This is a genomic window from Luteimonas sp. RIT-PG2_3 (assembly GCF_054902115.1).
On record NZ_JBUBPF010000011.1, the window covers coordinates 47303 to 68593 of the forward strand.

General features: G+C 70.2%; 23 protein-coding genes. All 23 read left to right on the forward strand.

The window, feature by feature from the left end:
* Positions 1-412: 412 nt before the first annotated feature.
* A complete protein-coding gene (locus ACYX7E_RS15440; protein ID WP_462081481.1) occupies positions 413-1582 on the forward strand; it encodes a flagellin N-terminal helical domain-containing protein in 1170 nt (389 codons plus the stop codon).
* Positions 1583-1794: 212 nt separating this feature from the next.
* Positions 1795-3141: a flagellar filament capping protein FliD gene (gene fliD / locus ACYX7E_RS15445; protein ID WP_462081482.1), complete on the forward strand. Its 1347-nt coding sequence runs from the start codon at positions 1795-1797 to the stop codon at positions 3139-3141.
* An 8-nt stretch (positions 3142-3149) separates the two neighbouring features.
* Positions 3150-3536: a flagellar export chaperone FliS gene (gene fliS / locus ACYX7E_RS15450; RefSeq protein WP_462081483.1), complete on the forward strand. Its 387-nt coding sequence runs from the start codon at positions 3150-3152 to the stop codon at positions 3534-3536.
* Complete coding sequence (locus ACYX7E_RS15455) at positions 3533-3892, forward strand: hypothetical protein (RefSeq protein ID WP_462081484.1); 360 nt, start codon at positions 3533-3535, stop codon at positions 3890-3892. The genes fliS and ACYX7E_RS15455 overlap by 4 nt, the downstream gene beginning before the upstream one ends.
* Positions 3889-4482: a PilZ domain-containing protein gene (locus ACYX7E_RS15460; RefSeq protein ID WP_462081485.1), complete on the forward strand. Its 594-nt coding sequence runs from the start codon at positions 3889-3891 to the stop codon at positions 4480-4482. The genes ACYX7E_RS15455 and ACYX7E_RS15460 overlap by 4 nt, the downstream gene beginning before the upstream one ends.
* Before the next feature lie 98 nt (positions 4483-4580).
* Positions 4581-5216 (forward strand): response regulator, encoded by a 636-nt coding sequence (locus tag ACYX7E_RS15465; RefSeq protein ID WP_462081486.1) that lies wholly within the window; start codon positions 4581-4583, stop codon positions 5214-5216.
* Positions 5217-5837: 621 nt separating this feature from the next.
* Positions 5838-7241, forward strand: coding sequence for an RNA polymerase factor sigma-54 (gene rpoN, locus ACYX7E_RS15470; RefSeq protein WP_462081487.1), 1404 nt, complete (start codon positions 5838-5840; stop codon positions 7239-7241).
* A complete protein-coding gene (locus ACYX7E_RS15475; protein WP_462081488.1) occupies positions 7241-8737 on the forward strand; it encodes a sigma-54 dependent transcriptional regulator in 1497 nt (498 codons plus the stop codon). Before rpoN ends, ACYX7E_RS15475 begins: the two co-directional genes overlap by 1 nt.
* A gap of 57 nt (positions 8738-8794) precedes the next feature.
* Positions 8795-9166: a flagellar hook-basal body complex protein FliE gene (gene fliE / locus ACYX7E_RS15480; RefSeq protein WP_462081489.1), complete on the forward strand. Its 372-nt coding sequence runs from the start codon at positions 8795-8797 to the stop codon at positions 9164-9166.
* 148 nt (positions 9167-9314) lie between these two features.
* Positions 9315-11039 (forward strand): flagellar basal-body MS-ring/collar protein FliF, encoded by a 1725-nt coding sequence (gene fliF, locus ACYX7E_RS15485; protein WP_462081490.1) that lies wholly within the window; start codon positions 9315-9317, stop codon positions 11037-11039.
* Between the two features lie 16 nt (positions 11040-11055).
* Entirely contained in the window at positions 11056-12042 is a 987-nt protein-coding gene (gene fliG / locus ACYX7E_RS15490; protein ID WP_462081573.1) for a flagellar motor switch protein FliG, read from the forward strand.
* A complete protein-coding gene (locus ACYX7E_RS15495; RefSeq protein WP_462081574.1) occupies positions 12039-12662 on the forward strand; it encodes a FliH/SctL family protein in 624 nt (207 codons plus the stop codon). Before fliG ends, ACYX7E_RS15495 begins: the two co-directional genes overlap by 4 nt.
* Positions 12662-14107, forward strand: coding sequence for a flagellar protein export ATPase FliI (fliI, locus tag ACYX7E_RS15500; RefSeq protein WP_462081491.1), 1446 nt, complete (start codon positions 12662-12664; stop codon positions 14105-14107). Before ACYX7E_RS15495 ends, fliI begins: the two co-directional genes overlap by 1 nt.
* An 8-nt stretch (positions 14108-14115) precedes the next feature.
* Positions 14116-14577, forward strand: a complete 462-nt coding sequence (fliJ, locus tag ACYX7E_RS15505; RefSeq protein WP_462081492.1) for a flagellar export protein FliJ — start codon at positions 14116-14118, stop codon at positions 14575-14577.
* 146 nt (positions 14578-14723) lie between these two features.
* Positions 14724-15854: a flagellar hook-length control protein FliK gene (locus tag ACYX7E_RS15510; RefSeq protein WP_462081493.1), complete on the forward strand. Its 1131-nt coding sequence runs from the start codon at positions 14724-14726 to the stop codon at positions 15852-15854.
* Between the two features lie 244 nt (positions 15855-16098).
* Positions 16099-16608: a flagellar basal body-associated FliL family protein gene (locus ACYX7E_RS15515; RefSeq protein WP_462081494.1), complete on the forward strand. Its 510-nt coding sequence runs from the start codon at positions 16099-16101 to the stop codon at positions 16606-16608.
* Positions 16608-17624, forward strand: a complete 1017-nt coding sequence (fliM, locus tag ACYX7E_RS15520; RefSeq protein WP_462081495.1) for a flagellar motor switch protein FliM — start codon at positions 16608-16610, stop codon at positions 17622-17624. The genes ACYX7E_RS15515 and fliM overlap by 1 nt, the downstream gene beginning before the upstream one ends.
* Positions 17621-17956: a flagellar motor switch protein FliN gene (fliN, locus tag ACYX7E_RS15525; RefSeq protein WP_462081496.1), complete on the forward strand. Its 336-nt coding sequence runs from the start codon at positions 17621-17623 to the stop codon at positions 17954-17956. Before fliM ends, fliN begins: the two co-directional genes overlap by 4 nt.
* Before the next feature lie 5 nt (positions 17957-17961).
* Positions 17962-18588 carry a flagellar biosynthetic protein FliO gene (gene fliO, locus ACYX7E_RS15530; RefSeq protein ID WP_462081497.1) on the forward strand — a complete coding sequence of 209 codons (627 nt, stop codon included), beginning with the start codon at positions 17962-17964 and terminating at the stop codon, positions 18586-18588.
* Complete coding sequence (gene fliP / locus ACYX7E_RS15535) at positions 18585-19439, forward strand: flagellar type III secretion system pore protein FliP (protein WP_462081498.1); 855 nt, start codon at positions 18585-18587, stop codon at positions 19437-19439. Before fliO ends, fliP begins: the two co-directional genes overlap by 4 nt.
* Positions 19440-19548: 109 nt before the next feature.
* Positions 19549-19818: a flagellar biosynthetic protein FliQ gene (locus ACYX7E_RS15540; protein ID WP_462081499.1), complete on the forward strand. Its 270-nt coding sequence runs from the start codon at positions 19549-19551 to the stop codon at positions 19816-19818.
* 374 nt (positions 19819-20192) lie between these two features.
* Positions 20193-20330, forward strand: a complete 138-nt coding sequence (locus tag ACYX7E_RS15545; protein WP_462081500.1) for a hypothetical protein — start codon at positions 20193-20195, stop codon at positions 20328-20330.
* A gap of 171 nt (positions 20331-20501) precedes the next feature.
* A complete protein-coding gene (gene fliR / locus ACYX7E_RS15550; RefSeq protein ID WP_462081501.1) occupies positions 20502-21290 on the forward strand; it encodes a flagellar biosynthetic protein FliR in 789 nt (262 codons plus the stop codon).
* Position 21291 lies beyond the last annotated feature (1 nt).

Consider the following 21291-nt stretch of genomic DNA (forward strand, 5'->3'; position numbering starts at 1 on the left):
GCCTCTGTCCGCCCTGCCTCTGTCCGCCCTGCCTCTGTCCGCCCTGCCTCTGCCCGCCCCACGTGCCTGCGTCGTGCGCCGCGACCGCCGCCGCGGGTCGCGCCGTGGTTGCGGGCCGGTGCCGATCCTGCTGCTGGTCGCGTGCCCGACGACGCCTGCGTTGCCCTCGCCCCGCAGGGCCGCCATGCCCGCGCTGGGCGGCCGGTCACAGCGCGCCACGCGACCGCCGACGTACGCTTCAGGCCCGGCCCGGGGACGGCCGTTGGAAGTTTTTTCGCCACGACGCTAAAGGAACCCGGCGCGGCGCCGTTATAGACAGCAGCAGCGGAGAGGACCATTCCCGGCCACACCCTGCGGACCCCGGCCAAGGCCCTCTCGTCGCCGCCGGACCCTACCTTCCAGGAGAGCTTCAATGTCGCAAGTCATCAACACCAACGTGATGTCGCTCAACGCCCAGCGCAACCTGACCGCGTCCAGCACCGACCTCGCTACCTCGTTGCAGCGCCTGTCCTCGGGCCTGCGCATCAACAGCGCCAAGGACGACGCCGCCGGTCTGGCCATCAGCCAGCGTTTCACCACCCAGATCCGTGGCCTCGACCAGGCCGCCCGCAACGCCAACGACGGCATCTCGCTGTCGCAGACCGCCGAAGGCGCGCTGGGCAGCATCGGCGACAACCTGCAGCGCATCCGTGAGCTGGCCGTGCAGAGCCGCAACGCCACCAACTCGGTCACCGACCGCGCTGCGCTGGACGCCGAAGCCCAGGCCCTGAAGTCGGAAATCGACCGCGTCGCGGCGCAGACCAACTTCAACGGCGTCAAGCTGCTCGACGGTTCGTTCACCGCGCAGTCCTTCCAGGTCGGCGCCAATCAGGGCGAGACCATCGACATTGCCGCCATTACCAACGCCTCGTCCGCAGCCTTGGGCAGCTGGACTGGCCTGGGCACGACGGCCTACACCCAGACCCAGACCGCAGCGATCACCGACGCGGCCGCTCCGGGTGCGATCTCGGTCAGCATCAACGGCGTGACCATCAGCCTTGCAGCGGATGCCGCACGCACCACCGGTGCCGCGGCGCTGACCGCCCTGTCGGCGGCCTTCGACACTGCCAAGGCGCTGCCCGCCAACACCGGGCTGGCCAACGTGACCTTCAGCGCCGCTGGCGCCGTGGTGTCGACCGATGCCAACCTGACGATCGCCGGCGCCACCGGCGTGACCGGCCTGGCGACCGCCGCCGGCACCGCGACGACGGTCCCGGGCGCTGCGCAGACCGGCTTCGCCACGCTGAGCCTGGCCACGGTGGCCGGTGCCGACAACGCGTTGCTGGCGATGGACGCCGCGCTGACCGCCGTCAACACCGCGCGCGCCGAGATGGGTGCGATCCAGAACCGCTTCACTTCGGTCGTCGCCAACCTGGGCACCACCTCGGAGAACCTGTCGGCTGCCCGCAGCCGCATCCAGGACGCCGACTTCGCGAAGGAATCGGCGGCGCTGACGCGCAACCAGATCCTGCAGCAGGCCGGTACCGCGATGCTGGCCCAGGCCAACCAGTCCGCCTCCGGCGTGCTGAGCCTGATCCGCTGATCCAGGCCAGGGCGTGGCTTCGGCCACGCCCTGTTCCGCTGCCGCCTCGTGCAAGGCGGCAGCGGAACAGGGCGACACCCGCAACACCCCCCGCTTTCCTTCCATGCACAGGCAGCCGTCATGACCGCCACCGACCACCACGCAGCACCGCCCTTCCGCAGCGCCAGCGCGCGCGCGGGGAGTGGCCGGCTGTCGCAAGGGCAGGTGCGCTGATGGCCGTCGGCACCGTCGGCTCCGGCATCGACCCGGCGACCATCGCCGCCCAGTTGACCGCCTCCGAACGCGCGCCGGCCGATGCCCGCCATGCCAAGACCGAGACCGCCATCAAGGCGCAGGTCTCGGCCATCGGTTCGCTGCGTTCGGCGATGACCAACCTGCAGACCGCGCTGCGCGCACTGAGCGGCAACCAGGCCACGCAGGCGCGCTCGGTCGCGCTGTCGGCCACCACCGGTTTCTCGGCCACGGTCTCGGCCGGCGCACCGACCGGCCAGTACCAGGTCGAAGTGCTGGCCCTGGCCAGCGCGCAGAAGCTGGCCTCGGCGGCCTATGCAGACGACAAGGCGGTCGTCGGACACGGCCAGCTGACGATCACCGCCGGCGAGCACACGTTCACCGTCGACATCGCTGAAGGCGCCGACTCGCTGGCCGAGGTCCGCGACGCGATCAACGCACAGGCTGCCGGCAAGGGTCTGCAGGCGACCATCGTCACCGGCGACGGCGGTGCGCAGCTGGTGCTGGGCGCACTCGACAGCGGCACCGCGAAGACCATCACCGTCAGCGCCAGCGGCGGCAATGGCGGGCTCGCGGCCCTGGCCTACCCGGCCGGCGGCGGCGGCATGAGCCAGCTGGTCGCTGCCAGCGACGCCCAGATCAAGGTCGACGGCATCGTCCGCACCAATGCCAGCAACACCATCACCGACCTGGTGCCGGGCATCAGCTTCACGCTGAAGGAAGCCGAGGCCGGCAAGGTCATCCAGATGACCGTCGGCACCGATACCGCGGCGCAGCTGACCGCGGTCAAGACCTTCGTCACCAACTACAACGCCGCGCTGTACGCGATCGCCAGCACCACCACCTACAACGCCACCACCAAGGTCGCGGCGGCGCTCAACGGCGACGCGATGGTACGCGGCGTCACCCGCGACCTGCGCGACATGGTCGGCGGTGACGTCACCGCGCTGAAGGCGATGGGCATCACCATCGGCAAGGACGGCACGCTGACCCTCAGCGATGCCGACTTCAACGCCGGCATCGCCAAGGATCCGGCGGCGGTATCCAAGCTGTTCGGCAGCGCCGAAGGCAGCCTCGGCGGCAAGCTCGGCGCATCGATGACCGCGCTGCTGTCGACCGATGGCCCGCTGAAGAGCCGCGACGACAGCCTGGCCGAACGCACCAAGCAGCTGACCCGCCAGCGCGACGCCCTCGACCGCCGCATGACGCTGACCGAGGCACGCTACAAGGCGCAGTTCCTGGCGCTGGACACGATGATGACCAAACTGCAGAGCACCAGCACCTTCCTGACTCAACAACTCTCGTCGTCGTCGACGAGCTCTTCCTGAGATACGCCATGTACGCGCGCAGCCTCGCCAACCAGTACAAGCAGACCGGTGCCGACAGCGCCGCGCTGGACGCCAGCCCGCACCAGCTCATCGCGATCATGCTGTCGACCGCGCGCGAGCGCGTCCGCCTGGCGGTCGCCTCGCTCGAGCGTGGCGACGTCCCGCGCAAGGCCGCGGCGATCACCGATGCCTGTGCGATCATCGGTGGCCTCAACAGCTCGTTGAACATGGACGCCGGCGGCGAGATCGCCGATGGCCTGGCCGCACTGTACGATTACTGCCAGCGCCGCCTGCTCGACGCCAACCTCAACAACGACGTGGCCCCGCTGCGCGAGATCGACGACATCCTCGGCGACATCGAGGCCGCCTGGCGCCAGATCGCGCCGAAGGAATGAACATGCTCGCCGCTGTCGCCGATCGCGCCGACGCTCGCCCTGCCGACGACGCCGTCGCGGACGTCGCGCTTGCCCGGGTGCCGGCACTGCCGGTCTACGCGGTGCACGACGCGATCGCCGACGAGGACTGGGACACCGCGATGCAGCTGCTCGACAGGCACCATGCCGAGATCGTCTTCGCCCTGTCCAGGGTCGACCTGAAGACCGCGCCGCGGCAGCCCTGGCTCGACTTGCTTGACGAACACCGACACCTGCTCGACGCGCTGCGCATCGCACGCGATGCCGCCTCCGCCGAACTCGCCTCCTTCAGCCGCGATCGCCGCGGCACCAACGCCTGGCTGCGGGAACTGGCATGAGCGCCGATGCGGCCATCACCGTTGCCGCCAGCCCCGCCGCCGCGCGCGAGCGCCTGTTCGGCGACATCCTGGCGCTGCAGGAGATCCGCGCCGCCGCGTTCCTGCCCGGCCCGCTCGACCACGCAACGCTGGACCGCATGGCCCTGCAGGGCGAATCGCTGCTGCACGCACTGGCCGTGGTCGACGACAGCGCGCCCCGCAGCGAGGACAGCGACCAGCCTGCCGACGCCGCGCTGCAGCGGCTGGAAGCCAAGCTCGACGTGCTGACGCTGCTGATTGCCGGCATCGCCGCGACCCAGGGCACGCAGGATTCCTTGCTTGCGCTGCACTGGTCGGCGCATGGCGCCGAGCTTGAAACCCGCGGCGAGATCGCGACCGGATCGACCGGACGCTTCCGCGTGAGCGCGTCCGACTGGCTGCCGACGCCGCTGCTGTTGCCGGCCACCGTCATCGCAACCGCGCCGGAGCACGAAAATGTGACGCGCATCTGGTTGCAATTCGGACCCCTTTCACCTTCCTTCACCGAAGCGCTGGAACGGCACGTGTTCCGCATCCATCGCCGCGAGGTCGCCGAGCGCCGTCGTCGCTAGGGCCTGTCATCTATTGCCACCTGCTGTCCATGGCTGTCGCGCCCCGGTGATCTTGGTTAAGGTAGCGCCGGGGGAACGACGAAGGGAGAGGCGGTCACGTGGTGGCACGAGTGCTGATTTGCGACGACCATGCGCTGGTTCGCGCAGGGATCCGGCGTCTGCTGGAAGCGATGGACAGTGTCGAAGTGGTCGGGGAAGCGGCCAATGCCGACGATGTCGTCATTCGCGCGGGCCAGCTTCTGCCCAACATCGTCGTACTGGACCTGTCGTTGAAGGGCCGCAGCGGCTTTGACGCCCTCGCCGAACTGCGGCGCACCGTGCCCGAGAGCGCGGTCGTGGTGCTGTCGATGCACGAGGACGTGCTGCATGTGCGCGAAGCGCTGTCGCGCGGCGCGCTGTGCTACGTGGTCAAGGACGCGCCCCCGGCCGAGCTGGAGATCGCGCTGCGCGCGGCCTCGGCCGGTCGCACCTTCCTGAGCCCGCAGGTCTCCGCGCCGCAGTTGCGTAGCTATCGCGCCGAACGCGCGACCGGCGATGTCGAGAACCTGCCACGCCGCCAGCGCGAGATCCTCGACGCCCTCGGCGCCGGGCGCACGACCAAGCAGATCGCCGCGGACCTGGACATCAGCGTCAAGACCGTCGAGACGCACCGCTCGCGGATGATGGAAGCCCTGGGCTGCCGCAATGCCAGCGAACTGCTGCGCATCGCGATGCGTCACCACGACCGTCCCTGATCGCGCCCCGACGCCCTGATCAGTACTCCCTGATAGTTACTGCCTGATCGGTGCCGCCGACCGGCTCGCAGGCCGCTGACGTCACCACGACGGCCCGGGATGCCGCGCGCGGGCACAGCTGCGTCCGTCTGCTGCCGGCCTTCCGTCGCCCGTCGCCCGTCGCCCGTCGCCATCGCCCGTCGCCATCGCCCGTCGCCATCGCCTGCGGCACGCCGCTTGCCCCTGTCGGGACGGGGGAATGGCTGCGATCGCCCGGAGCGTCGGAACTCCGACGCGAATACGCCAGGCCCCTCCGTAAAGGTCGAAAACAGGGGGCGGCAAGGCCCACAACCGGCACCGCCGCCGTCGACTTCCGGACGCGTCAATGTTCCGGCCGGCCGAAACCACGCAAAAACCCCTTGAAAATGGCTTTGTGACGGGCATCACACGTGACGCAGCAGGTCATTTCATGCCAATCACACTCTGTTCACGTCATATTAACGACGCAAAGTCAGGGACTCCCTGACATGCCTACAGGATTGCCCTGAATACGGTCAGGGTTTGCCCTGATCTGAACGCCGGCTTCCCGACATCACGATATTTCCAAGGCGCCGATGGGGATCGGCCACACAGGCTTGGAACATGAAAGGCTCACTCCGTACCGGCATGGCACAGGGCGTCAACCTGACGCCGCAACTCCTGCAGTCGATCCGACTGCTGCAGCTGACTTCGGTCCAGATGCAGCAGGAACTCCAGCAGGCACTGGAGCGCAACCCGCTGCTGGAGCAGGACGAGCCCGAACTCGAGACCGAAGCGCCGGAAGCCGACATCGCCGACCTTGAAGCCGCGGCCTGGGACGAACTGCCGGAACCGGCCTTCCTGTCGGGCCTGGGCGCCAATGGCAGCTTCGGCGATCTCGACGACGCCACCTCGCGCATCGCCGATGGCGAGTCCAGCGACATGCGCCTGCGCCTGCTGAAGGCCCTGGCGCTGGACTGGAACGACGCCGACCTCGCGATGGCCGCCTGGTGGCTGGACCGCTGCGACGACCGCGGCTATCTGGAACCGGCGCTGGTCGACGCCCTGGCCGAAGGCGCCACCGCGTTCCCAGGCCAGCGCGATGAACTGCGCGTGGTGCGCCAGCGCCTGCTGCATGGCGAGTGGCCCGGTATCGCCGCCGCCGACCCTACCGAATGCCTGACCGCGCAGCTGCGCGTGCTGCCCGCCTCCGGGACCCGCACGCTGGCGCTGCGCATCCTGGCCGGGCACGTCGGCCTGCTGGCCTCGCACGACGACGCCGCGCTGGCCACCGCACTGGCCGTGCCCGCCGATGAGGTCCGCGCCGCGATCGCCCTGATCCTGTCGCTACGCGCGCACCCGGTCGAAGCCCCGGCCAGCGTCGAAGACAGCCATATCGTCCCCGACGTCGTCACCTGGTTCGCCGGTGGCAGCTGGCGCGTCGCGCTCGGCCGCCACTCGACGCCGCGCGTGCGCATCGCCGCGCATTGCGAGCGGGCCCTGTCGGGCAATGGCGGCGACCATGCCGTGCTGCGCGGCCTGCTCGACGAGGCGCGCTGGCTGGTCCGCGGCCTGGCGATGCGCAACGACACCCTGATGCGCACCGCGCAGTTGCTGGTCGAGCGCCAGCGCGGTTTCCTGGAGCGTGGCGAAGAGGCGATCCTGCCGCTGACGCTGCGCGAAGTCGCCGACGCGATCGGCGTGCACGAGTCCACGGTCTCGCGCATCGTCGCCGGCAAGTACATGCAGACCCCGCGCGGCACGATCGAACTCAAGCGCCTGTTCGCGGTGCGCCTGGATGGCGCCGACGTCGCCGGCAGCGCCGTGCGCGCGATGGTCAAGCGCCTGATCGACGACGAGCCGCGCACCGCGCCGCTGGCCGACGATGTCATCGCCGGGCTGCTGGCCCGCCAGGGCGTGCGCATCGCGCGCCGCACCGTCGCCAAGTACCGCGAACAACTGTCGATCGGACCCGCCAAGGCCCGCCACGTCTCCCGTCCGTCCCGCCTTGCCACGGTCGCCGCCTGATGAACACCGCCCGCATCCTCGTCATCGACCAGGACATGGAACGCGCCGAGCGCGTCGCCACGCTGCTGGAGTTCATGGAATACGCGCCGCGCATCGCCGCCAGCCTCGACGACCTCGACCTGTCGCGCGCGCGCCGCGCCGGCGACTGGCTGGCGGTGATCGTCGGCGATGTCGATGATGGCGACATGACCGCGTTCGCCGGCTGGTTGTCCAAGCAGGCGCTGCATCCGCCAGTGCTCGAACTGCCGGGGCACGCCCCGGACGCCGCCTGGCGCGGCCAGTTGCACCGCCAGTCGGTGTGGCCGCTGGACTTCCCGCTGCGCCGCAGCCAGTTGCAGGATTGCCTGCAGCGCGCGTCGATCCAGCATGCCGAAGTCCAGGCCCGCGCCGCCCATTCGCAGAGCGGACCGACCGGCCGCAGCGCCGGCATCGTCGCGCTCGACCGCATGATCGACCAGGTCGCCCCGCACGACACCACCGTGCTGATCCTCGGCGAATCGGGCACCGGCAAGGAAGTCGCCGCGCGCGCCGTGCACCAGCGTTCGGCGCGCCGCGAGCGCCCGTTCGTGGCCGTCAACTGCGGCGCGATCCCGGCCGACCTGCTCGAGAGCGAGCTGTTCGGCCATGAGAAAGGCGCCTTCACCGGCGCGCTGACCCAGCGCAAGGGCCGCTTCGAGATGGCCGAGGGCGGCACCCTGCTGCTCGACGAGATCGGCGACATGAGCCTGCCGATGCAGGTCAAGCTGCTGCGCGTGCTGCAGGAACGCTGCTTCGAGCGCGTCGGCGGCACCACCACCCTCAAGTGCGACGTCCGCGTGATCGCCGCGACCCATCGCGACCTCGAAGCGCGGATCGACGCCGGACAGTTCCGCGAAGACCTGTTCTACCGCCTCAACGTGTTCCCGATCGAGATGCCGGCGCTTCGCGACCGCATCGAGGACCTGCCGGAACTGATCGCCGCGATCGGCCGCCAGCAGGCCGAACAGGGCCGCGGCCAGGTCGCGCTGTCGGACGAGGCCATCGCCACGCTCCAACAGCACCGCTGGCCCGGCAACGTGCGCGAACTGTCCAACCTGCTCGAGCGCCTGGCCGTGCTGCAGCCCAACGGCGTCGTGCGCGCCGCCGACCTGCCGGCCCGCTATCGCGCGGCGGGCAGCGCCGACGGCCTCGACACCGCGCCGGCGATCCGCCAGATCGCCGCGCCCGAACGCCCCGTCGTGCAGTTGATCGCCGAGACGCCGGCCCGCCAGGAGGCCGTCGCCGACGACGCCGGCCAGGAGGAGGCCGCCCTGCCGAGCGCAGGCATCGACCTGCGCGACCACATCGCCGGCATCGAGCTGCGGCTGATCCGCGCCGCGCTGGCACAGACCGGCGGCGTGGTCGCGCATGCCGCGCCGCTGCTGGGCCTGCGCCGCACGACCCTGGTCGAAAAGCTGCGCAAGTACGGCATCGACCGCGAGACCGACCCGGCAACGGCAGCGGCGGCAGGTTTCTGACAGCGCGCTGGCACGCCTCTTGCCTGACCCGTATCAAGTCCCTGTGCAGCAGCCGCGATGACCGACGCCATCTCCTCGATCCTGTCCCAGATCCGCGCGCATGAAATGCGCACGCGCGGCGACGTGGCGCAGGGCAATGCGATCGACGTCAATCCGGGCGGACGCCTGCTCGATGGCGTCAACGGCGCGAAGGGCACGGCCCAGGCGCCGGGCTTTGGCGACCTGCTGTCGAACGCGATCGACAAGGTCAGCGCGACCCAGGCCAATGCCGCCTCGATGCAGACCGCGTTCGAACTCGGCGACCCGCGTGCCGACCTCGCGCGGACGATGGTCGCGATGCAACAGTCGTCGGTGGCGTTCCGCGCGACCGTCGAAGTGCGCAACCGCCTGGTGCAGGCCTACCAGGACGTCATGAACATGCCTGTCTAGAAGCGAGGCCTGTCTAGAAGCGAGCCCTGCCTAGAAGCGAGGTCGGTCCAGAAGCGAGGCCGGTTTGACGACAGGCCCGACCCGACCCCAGCCCACACGCCCCACACCACCGTCCGCCCCCTCTCCTGCAGACCTTCGAATCCCGCCCATGAGCGCCGTTTCCCTTCCCAACTCAGGACTTCCCAAGGCCGCCGCCGCGCTGCGCGACCTGGGCCGCCTGCAGGACATCCCGGTCGTGCGCCAGCTCGGCCTGTTCCTGCTGGTCGCGGCGACGATCGCCCTCGGGCTGTGGCTGTTCTTCTGGACGCAGAAGCCGGACTTCGTGCCGCTGCAGGGCGGCCTAGACGCCAAGTCCACCAGCCAGGCCGCCGACACCCTGCGCACCGCGCAGATCCCGTTCAAGCTCGACGCCGCCAGCGGCGCGCTGTCGGTGCCCGCCGACCAGGCCGGCGCCGCGCGCATGGCGCTGGCCTCGGCCGGCATCGCCAGCACCGGACCGGCCGGCTTCGAATCGCTGCAGGGCGACCAGGGCTTCGGCACCAGCCAGTTCGTCGAGAACGCGCGCTACCAGCACGCGATGGAAATCGAACTGGCACGCACGATCGCCAACCTGCGCCCGGTCCGCGAAGCCCGCGTGCACCTGGCGATTCCCAAGCCCAGCGCGTTCACCCGCCAGAACGAACCGGCCAGCGCGTCGGTCGTGCTGCAGCTGCATGGCGGCCAGTCGCTGGAGCAGAACCAGATCGACGCGATCGAGCGCCTGGTCGCGTCCAGCGTGCCCGACCTGTCGCCCGAGCGCGTCACCGTGGTCGACCAGTTCGGTCGCCTGCTGTCCAACACCGACCCCAACAGCGAAGAAGCCATCAGCGGCAAGCAGTTCGAACAGCAGCGCCGCCAGGAAGCGTTGTACGTGCAGCGCATCGAGGAACTGCTGGCACCGATGACCGGCCCCGGCCGCGTCAGCGCGAAGGTCAGCGTCGACATGGACTTCGCGCAGACCGAACAGGCCAGCGAACGCTACGGCCCTGAGCCGGCGATCGTACGCAGCGAGCAGCTGTCCGAAAGCGGCAACCTGTCCGCCGCAGGTCCCGCGCAGGGCGTGCCCGGCAGCGCCAGCAACACCCCGACCGCCGCCAACACCACGGCACCGGCCGATGCCGCCGCAGGCGCAGCCCCGGCCGCCGCCACCGCCACCGCGCAGGCCACCGCGAGCGGCCCCGGCAGCCGCACCTCGGTGCGCAACTACGAGATCGACCGCACGCTGACGCATACCCGCCAGGCCGCGCCGCGCATCCGCCGCGTCACCGCCGCGGTGCTGGTCGACAACATGGCCGGCGCGCCCGGTGCCGATGGCGCGGCGCCGACCGAACGCGCCCTCAACGAAGGCGAAATCCAGCGCATCGAGACCCTGGTGCAGCAGGCGATCGGCTTCGACGCCCAGCGCGGCGACGTGGTCTCGGTGGTCAACGCGCCGTTCGCGCGGCCGACCATCGACGCTCCCGACGGTCCGCCAATCTGGCAGAACCCGATGGCGCGCGACCTGCTGCGCATGCTGCTCGGCGGACTGGCCGTGCTGCTGGTGATCGTGTTCGTGCTGCGCCCGGCGTTCCGGCAACTGATCGGCACGCGCAACCAGGCGACCGGCAATGCCCTGGTGCCGACCGGCGCCAGCGGCAACATGGGCACGGTCACCGCCGAGATGGTCGACGACGACGACGTGCCGGTGAAGCTGTCGCCGGCGTATTCGCCGAAGCCCGCGCTGCCGCCGGCGCCGGGCTTCGACCAGAACCTGCAGGCCGCGCGCGGCGCGGCCAGCGCCGATCCCAAGCGCGTGGCCCAGGTCGTGCGCGACATGGTGGCCGCCGATGGCTGATCAAACCGAAGAGGCCCTGACCGGCACCCAGCGCGCGGCCGTCGTCTTGCTGTCGCTGGGCGAAGCGCAGGCCGCCGAAGTGCTGCGCCACATGGGCGCCAAGGAAGTCCAGAAGCTCGGCGTGGCGATGGCCAGCGTGGGCGACATCCCGCACCGCACCGTCGAACGCGTCATCGGCGATTTCGTCGGCGTGCTCGAGCAGCCGGCCAAGATCGGCGACGGTGCCGACGAATACGTGCGCGCGGTGCTGATGCAGGCGTTGGGCGAGGAACGCGCCAGCGGCCTGATCGACCGCATCCTGCAGGGCCAGAACACGCCCGGCCTGGACGCGCTGAAGTGGATGGAACCCAAGGCCATCGCCGACTTGGTGCGCCATGAGCACCCGCAGATCATCGCGATCGTCATGGCCCACCTCGAAGGCGACCAGGCCGCCGAAGTGCTGCGCTGCCTGCCCGAGGAAGCGCGCGGCGACGTGCTGCTGCGCGTGGCCACGCTCGACGGCATCCCCGCGCACGCGCTGACCGAACTCAACGACGTCATGGCGCGCCAGTTCTCCGGCAGCCAGACCGCCAAGCCGACCGTCGTCGGTGGCGCCAAGGTCGCCGCCAACATCCTCAACTTCGTCGAAGCCGGCGCCGACGAGAAGCTGCTCGAGGCGATCAGCGAAATGGACGGCTCGCTCGGCAACGAGATCCGCGACCTGATGTTCGTGTTCGACAACCTGGCGACAATGGAAGACCGCACGATGCAGACCATCCTGCGCGAAGTCTCCACCGACACCCTGGCGCTGGCGCTGCGTGGCGCCGATGCCCGCGTGCGCGACAAGGTCACCTCCAACATGTCGCAGCGCGCGGCCGAGATCCTGCTCGACGACATGGAAGCCCGCGGCCCGGTCCGCCTGGCCGAAGTCGAGACCGCGCAGAAGGAAATCCTGGGCCAGGTCCGGCGCATGGCCGAGGCCGGTGACATCACGCTGTCGACGCGTTCGGAGGCCTTCGTCTGAACGCCTTCGCACCCGCGCACGATGCCGTCCGCTGGACCGCACCGGGGTTCGGTGCGCCGTCGCGCGCCGCCGCCCATGCGGCCGCGCCGACAGTGCCCAAGCCGCCGACCGCCGCCGAGATCGACGCGCTGCGCCAGGCCGCGCACGACGAAGGCCGCGCCGCCGGCCATGCCGAAGGGCTGGCCGCGGGCCAACTCGAAATCCAGCGCCGGATCGCGCAGCTGCAAGGGGTGCTCGATGGCTTCACCCAGCCGCTGGCACGGCTCGATGCCGAAGTCACCGACGCGCTGTCCGACCTCGCCGTGCGCATCGCCGGCGTGCTGGTCGGCCGCGCCTATGCCGCCGACCCGACCCTGCTGGCCGACCTCGTGCGCGAGGCGCTGGACGCCGTCGGTAGCGGCAGCCGCGAGATCGAACTGCGACTGCACCCCGACGACTACAACGTGCTCGCACCGCACCTGTCCGGCCTGACCGGCGTGCGCGTGACGCCCGACGGCAACCTCGCGCGCGGCGAACTGCGCCTGCACAGCGAAGGCGTACGCATCGACGGCACGCTGGCCGCGCGCCTGCAATCGGTGCTCGAAGCCACGCTGGCCGCCAACGCCGAGGACGCCGGCTGATGAATCCCGCGATGCAGGCGATCGCGATCGCCGCCCATGACGACACCCTGGCCGGCTGGCACGGCGCACGCAGCCTGCGCCTGGCCGAGCGCCTGCGCAGCGGCGATCCCGCGACCGCCAACCTCGGACTGGTCCGCGAAGGCGTGCTGCGGCGCGCGGTCGGACTGACGCTGGAAGCCTCCGGCTGCAGTGCGCCGCTGGGCGCACGTTGCCGCGTGGCGACCTCGGGCGACCGCTGGGTCGACGCCGAAGTGGTGGGCTTCTCCGGCGACCGCACCTTCCTGATGCCGACCGCCGACCTGCAGGGCCTGCTGCCGAACGCGCGCGTCATCGCGACCCGGCGCAAGGGCGAAGTCGCCGTCGGCGACGGCCTGCTCGGGCGCGTCATCGACAGCGACGGTGCGCCGCTGGACGGGCGCGGCCCGATCCGCGCCGAACACTGGGTGCCGCTGGCCGGCACGCCGATCAATCCGCTGACGCGCGAGCCGATCACGCGCTCGCTCGACGTCGGCGTGCGCTCGATCAACGCCATGCTGCCGATCGGGCGCGGCCAGCGCGTCGGCCTGTTCGCCGGCTCCGGCGTTGGCAAATCGACGCTGCTGGGCATGATGACCAAGTACACCGAGGCCGACGTCATCGTCGTCGGCCTGATCGGCGAGCGTGGCCGCGAAGTGCGCGATTTCGTCGAGGCCACGCTGGGCGAAGCCGGGCTGCGCCGCAGCGTCGTCGTCGCCACCCCGGCCGACCGGCCGCCGCTGGCACGCCTGCACGGCGCGTTGCGCGCGACCGCGATCGCCGAGTGGTATCGCGACCAGGGCCTGCACGTACTGTTGCTGATGGATTCGCTGACCCGCTTCGCGCATGCGCAACGCGAGATTGGCCTGTCGGTCGGCGAACCGCCGACGACCCGCGGCTATCCGCCGTCGGTGTTCGCCAAGCTGCCGGCGCTGGTCGAACGCGCCGGCAACGGTGCCGACGGCTGCGGCTCGATCACCGCGTTCTACACCGTGCTGACCGAAGGCGACGACCAGCAGGAACCGATCGCCGACGCCTCGCGCGCGATCCTCGACGGCCACATCGTGCTGACCCGCCGCATCGCCGACGCCGGACAGTACCCGGCCATCGACGTCGAGGCCTCGGTCAGCCGCGTCATGCAGGACATCACCGACGCCCCGTGGCGCGAACGCATCCGCAGGCTCAAGCGCCTGATGGCGGCGCACTCCGCGCAGCGCGACCTGATCGCGATCGGCGCCTACCAGCGCGGCAGCGACCCGGCCGTCGACGAAGCCATCGCACGCTGGCCGGCCATCCAGAACTTCCTGGGCCAGGACGTGCACGAGGCCGCCAACGTCACCGCCAGCCGCGAGGCCCTGGCACGCCTGCTCGACGATGGCGGCAACCACGCATTCCCGCTTCCCCCCACGCCCCCACACGCTGAAGGCTGATGACCGCCATGCGATCCCAACGACTCGATCCGCTGATCCAGGTCGTGCAACAGCGTCAGGACGAGGCCGCGCGCAAGGTCGCCGACCGCGAACGCGTGGTCCGCGAGCAGCAGGAACGCCTCGATGCGCTGCGCCGCTACGCCGAGGAATACGCCGCCTCCCCGGCCACCGCGACGATCTCGCCGGCGCTGCTGGTCAACCGCATGGCCTTCCGCGAGCGCCTCAACGCCGCGGTGCTGCAGCAGGCCGGCATCGTCGACCACAACCGTCAGGTCAGCGACGTCGAGCGTGCGCGCCTGATGCTGGCCAGCCGCGAGACCAAGGTGCTCGAGAAGCTGGCCGACAGCTATCGCGCCCAGGAAGCCCACGCCGAACAGCAGAAGACCCAGCGCGAACTCGACGAAATCGGTGGCCGCCAGGCGCGCAGCGCCAGTACCGCCGACGTCGACGACAGCGGGACTACCTGGTGATCGGCGCCGGTCCGCCACTGCCCGCAGCGCGTGCCACCGGCGCCGCCGCCAACAACGGCGGCGCGCCACCACGCGGCGACGACGCCTCCGCACCCACCAGTTTTGCTGGTGCCCTGGCCGCGTCTGGTCCCTCAGGAAACGATGGCATGCAGACCCAGGCAACGACCGCAGGTGCGCCGAAAGCGAATGCGGCCACGGCCGCGCAGTCCAACGCATCCGCGCAGGAACGCGCGGCCGATCCACGCAGCTGGCATGCGTCGTCGATCGATCCGCTGCGCGATGTCGCGCTGGCGTCGACCACCGGCGGCGACGCCGCGCTGGCCGCGCGCGATGCCCTGGCTGCCACCGGATTGCCGGGCACCGTCGCGACCGCGCAGGAACACGACGGCGACGGCCTGCCGATCGCACCGGATGCCATCCTGTCGCAACAGATGTTCGCCCTGCTGATGGCCACGCCGGCCACGCCGACGCCCGATGCGGCCGCGGGTACAGCGGTTGCCGACGCTGGCGCCGATGCCGCCACGCCGCTGCCGCTGGCCGCGGTGCCGGTCGATCCCGCGCAGACGGCGGCCGCCGACGATGCGGCGTTGTCCGCCCTGCTTGCGCGCTTGCCGGCCGCCACCCATCTTCCCGCCGCGACCACCGCGACTGCGGCCAGCACGGCGTTCGCGCTGGCGGCACCGGCCATGGCCGCCGCGCAGGCCGCACAGGCGCTGGCGACGCGCGAGGACGGCGATACCGCCAGTCGCGCCGCGCTCGAACTGCCCGACGGCGCGCTGACGTCGATCTCCGCACCGCAGGCCGCCAACCGCCCGTTGACGCCGCAGGCCGTCGCCGCCACGCCGCTGGCGATGCCGGCACGCGCCGACGACGGTTTCGATGACAGCCTGGGCGCGCGCATCGCCTGGATGGCCGAACAGAAACTCGGCCATGCCGAGATCCGACTCAACCCCGAACATGTCGGCCGCATCGACGTCCGCATCCAGCTGGATGGCAACCGTCTGGCCGCCGAGTTCAGCAGTGCCCATGCCGATGTCCGCCAGGCCCTGGAAGCCAGCCTGCCGCGCCTGCGCGACATGCTCGGCCAGCACGGCATGCAACTCGGCCAGGCCGACGTCGGCCACCGCCAGTCGCAGGGCCAACCCGGCCAGCCGGCACCGACCGCGTCGGCATCGGGCCACGACGGCAACCGCGACGGTGGCATCGCCGCCGACCTCGCCGCCCGCCCGCCGGCGGCCAGCACGCACAGCCGCGGCCTGCTCGACGAATACGCCTGACGGGCATCGCGCCCATCGGCGCTCCCACAGGCATGGGCTTTGGTGGGATGGACTGTCGTGGGATGCGCTGCTGTAGGAGCGGCCATGTCCGCGAAACCGCCCCCCCACCGACACCACTCGCCTTCGCGCCCATGGGCGCTCCCACAAGGCGCACTTGTGGCGTCAAGCTTCCGCCACGGCGACGCGTTGACGCCGCGGCACACCGCTTGCATCCCTCCGGCATCGCCTACCGGAGTTGCCGCACGTGTCCGCTGACAACAAGCCCGCCACCGAAAAGAAGAAGAGCAAACTGCCGCTGATCCTCGGCGCGGTCGTGCTGCTTGCCGGCGGTGCCGGCGGCGGCTGGTGGTGGACCACGCAGAAGAGCCCCGCCGCGCATGCAGCCGAAGCCGGCGCTGCCGGCGAAGGCGCGCCCGGTGCGACCGCCGCCAAGGCCGTCGCGACCTATTTCGCGCTCGACCCGGCCTTCGTCGTCAATCTTGCCGACCCCGACATCAGCCGTTACTTCCAGGCCGACGTCCAGGTCATGACCCGCGACCCGAAGACGCTGGCAGCCATCGAGGCGCAGGCGCCGGCCATCCGCAACCGCCTGCTGCTGCTGTTCGGCCAGCAGACCGCCGCCCAGCTCGCCCAGCGCAGCGGCAAGGAACGCCTGCAGGAAGACGCGCTGGCCGAAGTACGCAAGGTGCTGACCGAAGAAGGCCAGCCCGCCGCCGCCGAAGCCGTGATCTTCACCAGCCTGGTCGTGCAGTGATGAGCAACGACCTGCTGTCACAGGACGAGATCGACGCGCTGCTGCACGGCGTCGACAGCGGCAGTGTCGGCACGTCGCCGCCGGCCGCGCCGGGCGAGGTCCGCGTCTACGACTTCGCGTCGCAGGGCCGCGTCGTGCGCGGCAAGCTGCCCGGGCTGGATGCGATCAACGAACGCTTCGCGCGCGCGTTCCGCGTCGGCCTGTTCAACCTGCTGCGGCGCTCGGCGGAACTGACGTTCCGCGGCGTCGACGTGATCCGCTTCGACGAATACATGCACTCGATGCCGCAGCCGGCCAACCTCAACCTGGTCCAGCTCAAGCCGCTGCGCGGCACCGGCCTGGTGGTGTTCGAACCGCGCCTGGTGTTCACCGTCGTCGACAGCTTCTTCGGCGGCGGCGGCCGGTTCCCGGCCAAGCTCGAAGGCCGCGAGTTCACGCCAACCGAGATGCGCATCGTGCAGCTGATGCTGCGCCAGGTCTTCAACGACCTCGGCGACGCCTGGGCGCCGCTGCAGCCGATCGAATGCCAGTTCCAGCGCACCGAGGCCAACCCACTGCAGGCCGACGTGCTGGACCCGCGCGACCACATCGTCGTCAGCCGCTTCAGCATCGGCCTCGATGGCGGCGGCGGCGACCTGCACATCGCGATCCCGTACAAGGCGCTCGAACCGCTGCGCGACCACCTCGAGGCCACGACCACGCGCAAGCAGCGCGTCGACAGCGACGAGACCTGGTCGCGCCACCTGCGCGCCGGCATCGAAGCGGCCGACCTCGAACTGCGCGTGTCGATCGCCCATCGCCAGATCAGCCTGCGCGAACTGTCACGGCTGCGCGTGGGCGACATCATCCCGATCGAGCTGGCACGCGTCGTGCAGCTGGAAGTCGAAAGCACGCCGATGTTCGATGGCGAGTTCGGCATCCACAACGGCTTCAACGCCATCAAGGTCACGCAGGAGCGCTTTCCGCGCGTGCCCGCCTCCAACGACTCCAACGAACTGCTGACGGCCACCCCATGACCCAGGACACCAATCCCGCCCCCGCGGCCTTCGATCCGCTGACCGCGGAACCCGCGGCCGCCGCGACCGGCGACCTCAACCTCGACGTGATCCTCGACGTCCCGGTCCAGCTGTCGCTGGAAGTCGGGCGCACGCGCATCCCGATCCGCAACCTGTTGCAGCTGACCCAGGGCTCGGTCGTCGAACTCGAACGCGCGGCCGGCGAGCCGCTCGACGTCTACGTCAACGGCACCCTGATCGCACAGGGCGAAGTGGTGGTGGTCAACGAACGCTTCGGCGTGCGCCTGACCGACGTGGTCAGCCCCGCCGAACGCATCAAGCGCCTGAAGTGACCGCAATGACGACCGCGCTGACGACCGCCAACGACGCGGCGATCGCCGCCGCGCAGGCGTCGGTTGCGGTCGGGGCCGACGTTGCGGTTCCGCAGCGTCCGCCGGTGGCCGGCGATACGCCCGCGGTCGCGATCGGTTCCGATGCCTTCGTCATCGATGCCCCCGCCGCCGCACTCGATAGCGCCAGCCACCAGACTCCGCTGGCAGCGCAGTCGGTCGGCCATCTCGGGACCGCCGCCGCCACGCAGACCGCGCAGCTCGGCGTCGCCTCCCCGCAGGCCACGGCCGCAGGGACCGCACCGACCGGCGCCGGCAGCATCGGGGGCGCATTGCTGGCCCTGGTGCTGGTGGTCGGCCTGATCGTGCTGCTGGGCTGGTTGGCCAAGCGCCTGCCCGGTGTCGGCGGCGGCACCGCCAATCCCGCACTGCGCGTGCTCGGCTCGCTGTCGCTGGGCCCACGCGAACGCGTGGTCGTTATCGCCGTCGGCGACACCCAATTGCTGGTCGGCACCGGTGCCACCGGCACCCGCGTCCTGCACACCCTGGACACCCCGCTGCCCACGCCCGTCGACACACCGTCACCGGCATTCGCGCAGGTCCTGGCCCAACATTTCGGAAAGAAGCGTCCATGATCCGCACGCCCCTGCGCCGCCCTGTCGCTGCGCTGCTGATGAGCCTGCTGTTGACGCTGCTGGTACTGGCCGGCAGCGCCTCTGCCCAGACCGCGCCTGCCCCGGTGCAGGCGCCGGCGCCCCTGGCCCCGGCCGCCCCTGCGCAGGGCGTGCCCGGCTTTGCCGAACTCAGCGCGCAGTCGATGCCGGCGGTGACCGTCGGCAAGGTCGGCGGCGAGACCGTCAGCATGCCGCTGCAGGTGCTGGCGCTGATGACCAGCATCACCCTGCTGCCGGCCGCGCTGCTGGGCATGACCGCGTTCACCCGCATCATCATCGTGCTCGGCCTGCTTCGGCAGGCGCTCGGCACCGGCCAGACCCCCAGCAACCAGGTCCTGCTCGCGCTGGCGCTGTTCCTGACGATGATGGTGATGACCCCGGTGTTCGACGCCGCCTGGAGCAGCGGCATCGCGCCCTACCTCGACGGCACCCTGGATTTCCGCGCCGCCTGGGCCGCAGCCAGTGAACCCTTCCGCGGCTTCATGCTGGCGCAGGTCCGCGAGAACGACCTGATGACCTTCGCCGGCCTGTCCAACTCCGGCCCATACAACACTCCGGCCGACGTGCCCTTCGGCGTGCTGGCGGCCTCGTTCCTGACCAGCGAACTCAAGACCGCGTTCGAGATCGCATTCCTGATCTACATCCCGTTCGTGATCATCGACCTGGTGGTGGCCAGCGTGCTGATGTCGATGGGCATGATGATGATGTCGCCGATGCTGATCTCGGCGCCGTTCAAGATCCTGCTGTTCGTGCTGGTCGACGGCTGGGTGCTGGTGGTGGGCTCGCTGGCCGCCAGCTTCAACGCGGTCTAGCCATGACGACGTTCGACATGCCCCCCTTCGACGTCGGCACCGCTGATGTCGGCACCCTTGACGGCAGCGTCCTCGACGGCAGCCCCATCGACGGCAGCAGACCAACGCCATGAGTCCAGAAACCGCACTGTCCGAAATCGCCCGCGGCATGCAGATGGCATTGCTGCTCGGCGGCCCGCCGCTGATCGCGGTGCTGGCGATCGGCGTGGTCGTCGGCATCCTGCAGGCGGCCACGCAGATCAACGAGCCGACGATCGCGTTCGTGGTCAAGGCGATCACGCTGGTGGCGACGTTCGCATTGACAGGGCATTTCCTGTTGGGCCGGTTGGTGGCGTTCACGACGGACCTGTTCCATCGGATTCCGCATTTGATCGGGTGAGTGGCCTGCGCGGGGTCTCTCTTGCCGAGCTAAGAGCGAGAGCTTCCGTCCGCTGGCGCGGCCGGGTTCATTTCTTTTTTTAAGGCCAAAAAGAAACGAACCAAAGAAAAGGGCCTTCCCCGAGCAAGCAACCCCACCTTTCATTCGTTCCGGGATTTTTCGACTCGCCATCCATGGCTCGATCGAAAAACGCCGCACATCCATGTGCGGCGCCCTGCGGGTCTGCAAGCAATGCGGGGGTGGCACGGAATTCCCGAAGCAAAAGCTTGAGCGATTCATTGATCCCAACGGGTCGAAGGCCCACTCGGCTTCTGCCTTGCTTCTTCGCGGCAGAGACTGACGGATGTCATTTGCAGACCCGGAGGGCGGCGGGCATGGACGCCCGCCGTTTTCCGACCGAGCCATGGATGGCGAGTCGAAAAATCCCGGAACGAACAACGCGTGAGGCTGCTGTTGTCGAGGAAGCGTTTTTCTTTGGTTCCGTTTCTTTTGGCGCTTACCAAAAGAAATGAACCCGCTCGCCGCAGGCGAGTGGAAGCCCTTGCTGCTCGGCTCTTCAGAAGCCCTTGCTCTTCTGCTTCTCAATGAGCCCCGCCCGAAAGCCCCTCCCCAACACCCACGGCACAAATCCTGCATCCACCCTCGCGCCCCTCGCCGCGCCCCAGGATCGCAGCCCCCGCACCATGGACACCGTCACCCTCACCACGTCCACCGGCGTCGACCTGTTCGCGCTGTTCGCCGCCGTGCTCTGGCACGCCGTGCGCATCGGTGCCGCGTTCCAGGTGCTGCCGGTCGTCGGCGGACGGACCATGCCCGCGCGTGCGCGGCTGATCCTGGTGCTGGCGCTGTCCGCCGCGATGACCAGCGTCCTGCCGGCACCACCGCCGATGGCGGTCGATTCGGCCACCGTACTCGGCGTGCTGCGCGAGTTCACCGTCGGCATCGCTATCGGCCTGGTGCTGCGGATGGCCTTCGAGGCCGGGCAACTGGCCGGCGAACTGGTGTCGCAAGGCATGGGCCTGTCGTTCGCGACCATGGCCGACCCGCTCAGCGGGGCCTCGTCGCCGGTGCTGTCGCAATGGTTCTTCATCGTGTTCGCGCTGATGTTCTTCACGCTCGACGGCCACCTCGCGCTGATCAACCTGCTGGCCGACAGCTACGCCAGCCTGCCCATCGGCACCGCCCTGCCCGATCGCGACGCCCTGCTGTCGGCGGTGCCGGCGTTCTTCTCGACCGCGCTGCGCGCCGGGGTGCTGCTGGCACTGCCGGTGGTCATGGCGCTGCTGTCGGTCAACATCGCGTTCGGCGTGCTGTCGCGCGCGGCCTCGCAGCTCAACCCGATGGCGATCGGCCTGCCGGTATCGCTGCTGACCGGTCTGGTGCTGCTGATGCTGTTGATGCGCAACCTGCAGGCGCCGGTGCAGGCCTTGTTCGACCAGGCGTTCCTGGCCGCACGCGGACTGCTTGGCTGAG

Excerpts from the sequence above, each read along its gene's own strand:
- ACYX7E_RS15440 (WP_462081481.1), top strand. The coding sequence starts at position 413 with ATGTCGCAAGTCATCAACACCAACGTGATGTCGCTCAACGCCCAGCGC.
- fliD (WP_462081482.1), top strand. The coding sequence starts at position 1,795 with ATGGCCGTCGGCACCGTCGGCTCCGGCATCGACCCGGCGACCATCGCC.
- fliS (WP_462081483.1), top strand. The coding sequence starts at position 3,150 with ATGTACGCGCGCAGCCTCGCCAACCAGTACAAGCAGACCGGTGCCGAC.
- ACYX7E_RS15455 (WP_462081484.1), top strand. The coding sequence starts at position 3,533 with ATGAACATGCTCGCCGCTGTCGCCGATCGCGCCGACGCTCGCCCTGCC.
- ACYX7E_RS15460 (WP_462081485.1), top strand. The coding sequence starts at position 3,889 with ATGAGCGCCGATGCGGCCATCACCGTTGCCGCCAGCCCCGCCGCCGCG.
- rpoN (WP_462081487.1), top strand. The coding sequence starts at position 5,838 with ATGAAAGGCTCACTCCGTACCGGCATGGCACAGGGCGTCAACCTGACG.
- ACYX7E_RS15475 (WP_462081488.1), top strand. The coding sequence starts at position 7,241 with ATGAACACCGCCCGCATCCTCGTCATCGACCAGGACATGGAACGCGCC.
- fliE (WP_462081489.1), top strand. The coding sequence starts at position 8,795 with ATGACCGACGCCATCTCCTCGATCCTGTCCCAGATCCGCGCGCATGAA.
- fliF (WP_462081490.1), top strand. The coding sequence starts at position 9,315 with ATGAGCGCCGTTTCCCTTCCCAACTCAGGACTTCCCAAGGCCGCCGCC.
- fliI (WP_462081491.1), top strand. The coding sequence starts at position 12,662 with ATGAATCCCGCGATGCAGGCGATCGCGATCGCCGCCCATGACGACACC.
- fliJ (WP_462081492.1), top strand. The coding sequence starts at position 14,116 with ATGCGATCCCAACGACTCGATCCGCTGATCCAGGTCGTGCAACAGCGT.
- ACYX7E_RS15510 (WP_462081493.1), top strand. The coding sequence starts at position 14,724 with ATGCAGACCCAGGCAACGACCGCAGGTGCGCCGAAAGCGAATGCGGCC.
- fliM (WP_462081495.1), top strand. The coding sequence starts at position 16,608 with ATGAGCAACGACCTGCTGTCACAGGACGAGATCGACGCGCTGCTGCAC.
- fliN (WP_462081496.1), top strand. The coding sequence starts at position 17,621 with ATGACCCAGGACACCAATCCCGCCCCCGCGGCCTTCGATCCGCTGACC.
- fliO (WP_462081497.1), top strand. The coding sequence starts at position 17,962 with ATGACGACCGCGCTGACGACCGCCAACGACGCGGCGATCGCCGCCGCG.
- fliP (WP_462081498.1), top strand. The coding sequence starts at position 18,585 with ATGATCCGCACGCCCCTGCGCCGCCCTGTCGCTGCGCTGCTGATGAGC.
- ACYX7E_RS15540 (WP_462081499.1), top strand. The coding sequence starts at position 19,549 with ATGAGTCCAGAAACCGCACTGTCCGAAATCGCCCGCGGCATGCAGATG.
- ACYX7E_RS15545 (WP_462081500.1), top strand. The coding sequence starts at position 20,193 with ATGGACGCCCGCCGTTTTCCGACCGAGCCATGGATGGCGAGTCGAAAA.
- fliR (WP_462081501.1), top strand. The coding sequence starts at position 20,502 with ATGGACACCGTCACCCTCACCACGTCCACCGGCGTCGACCTGTTCGCG.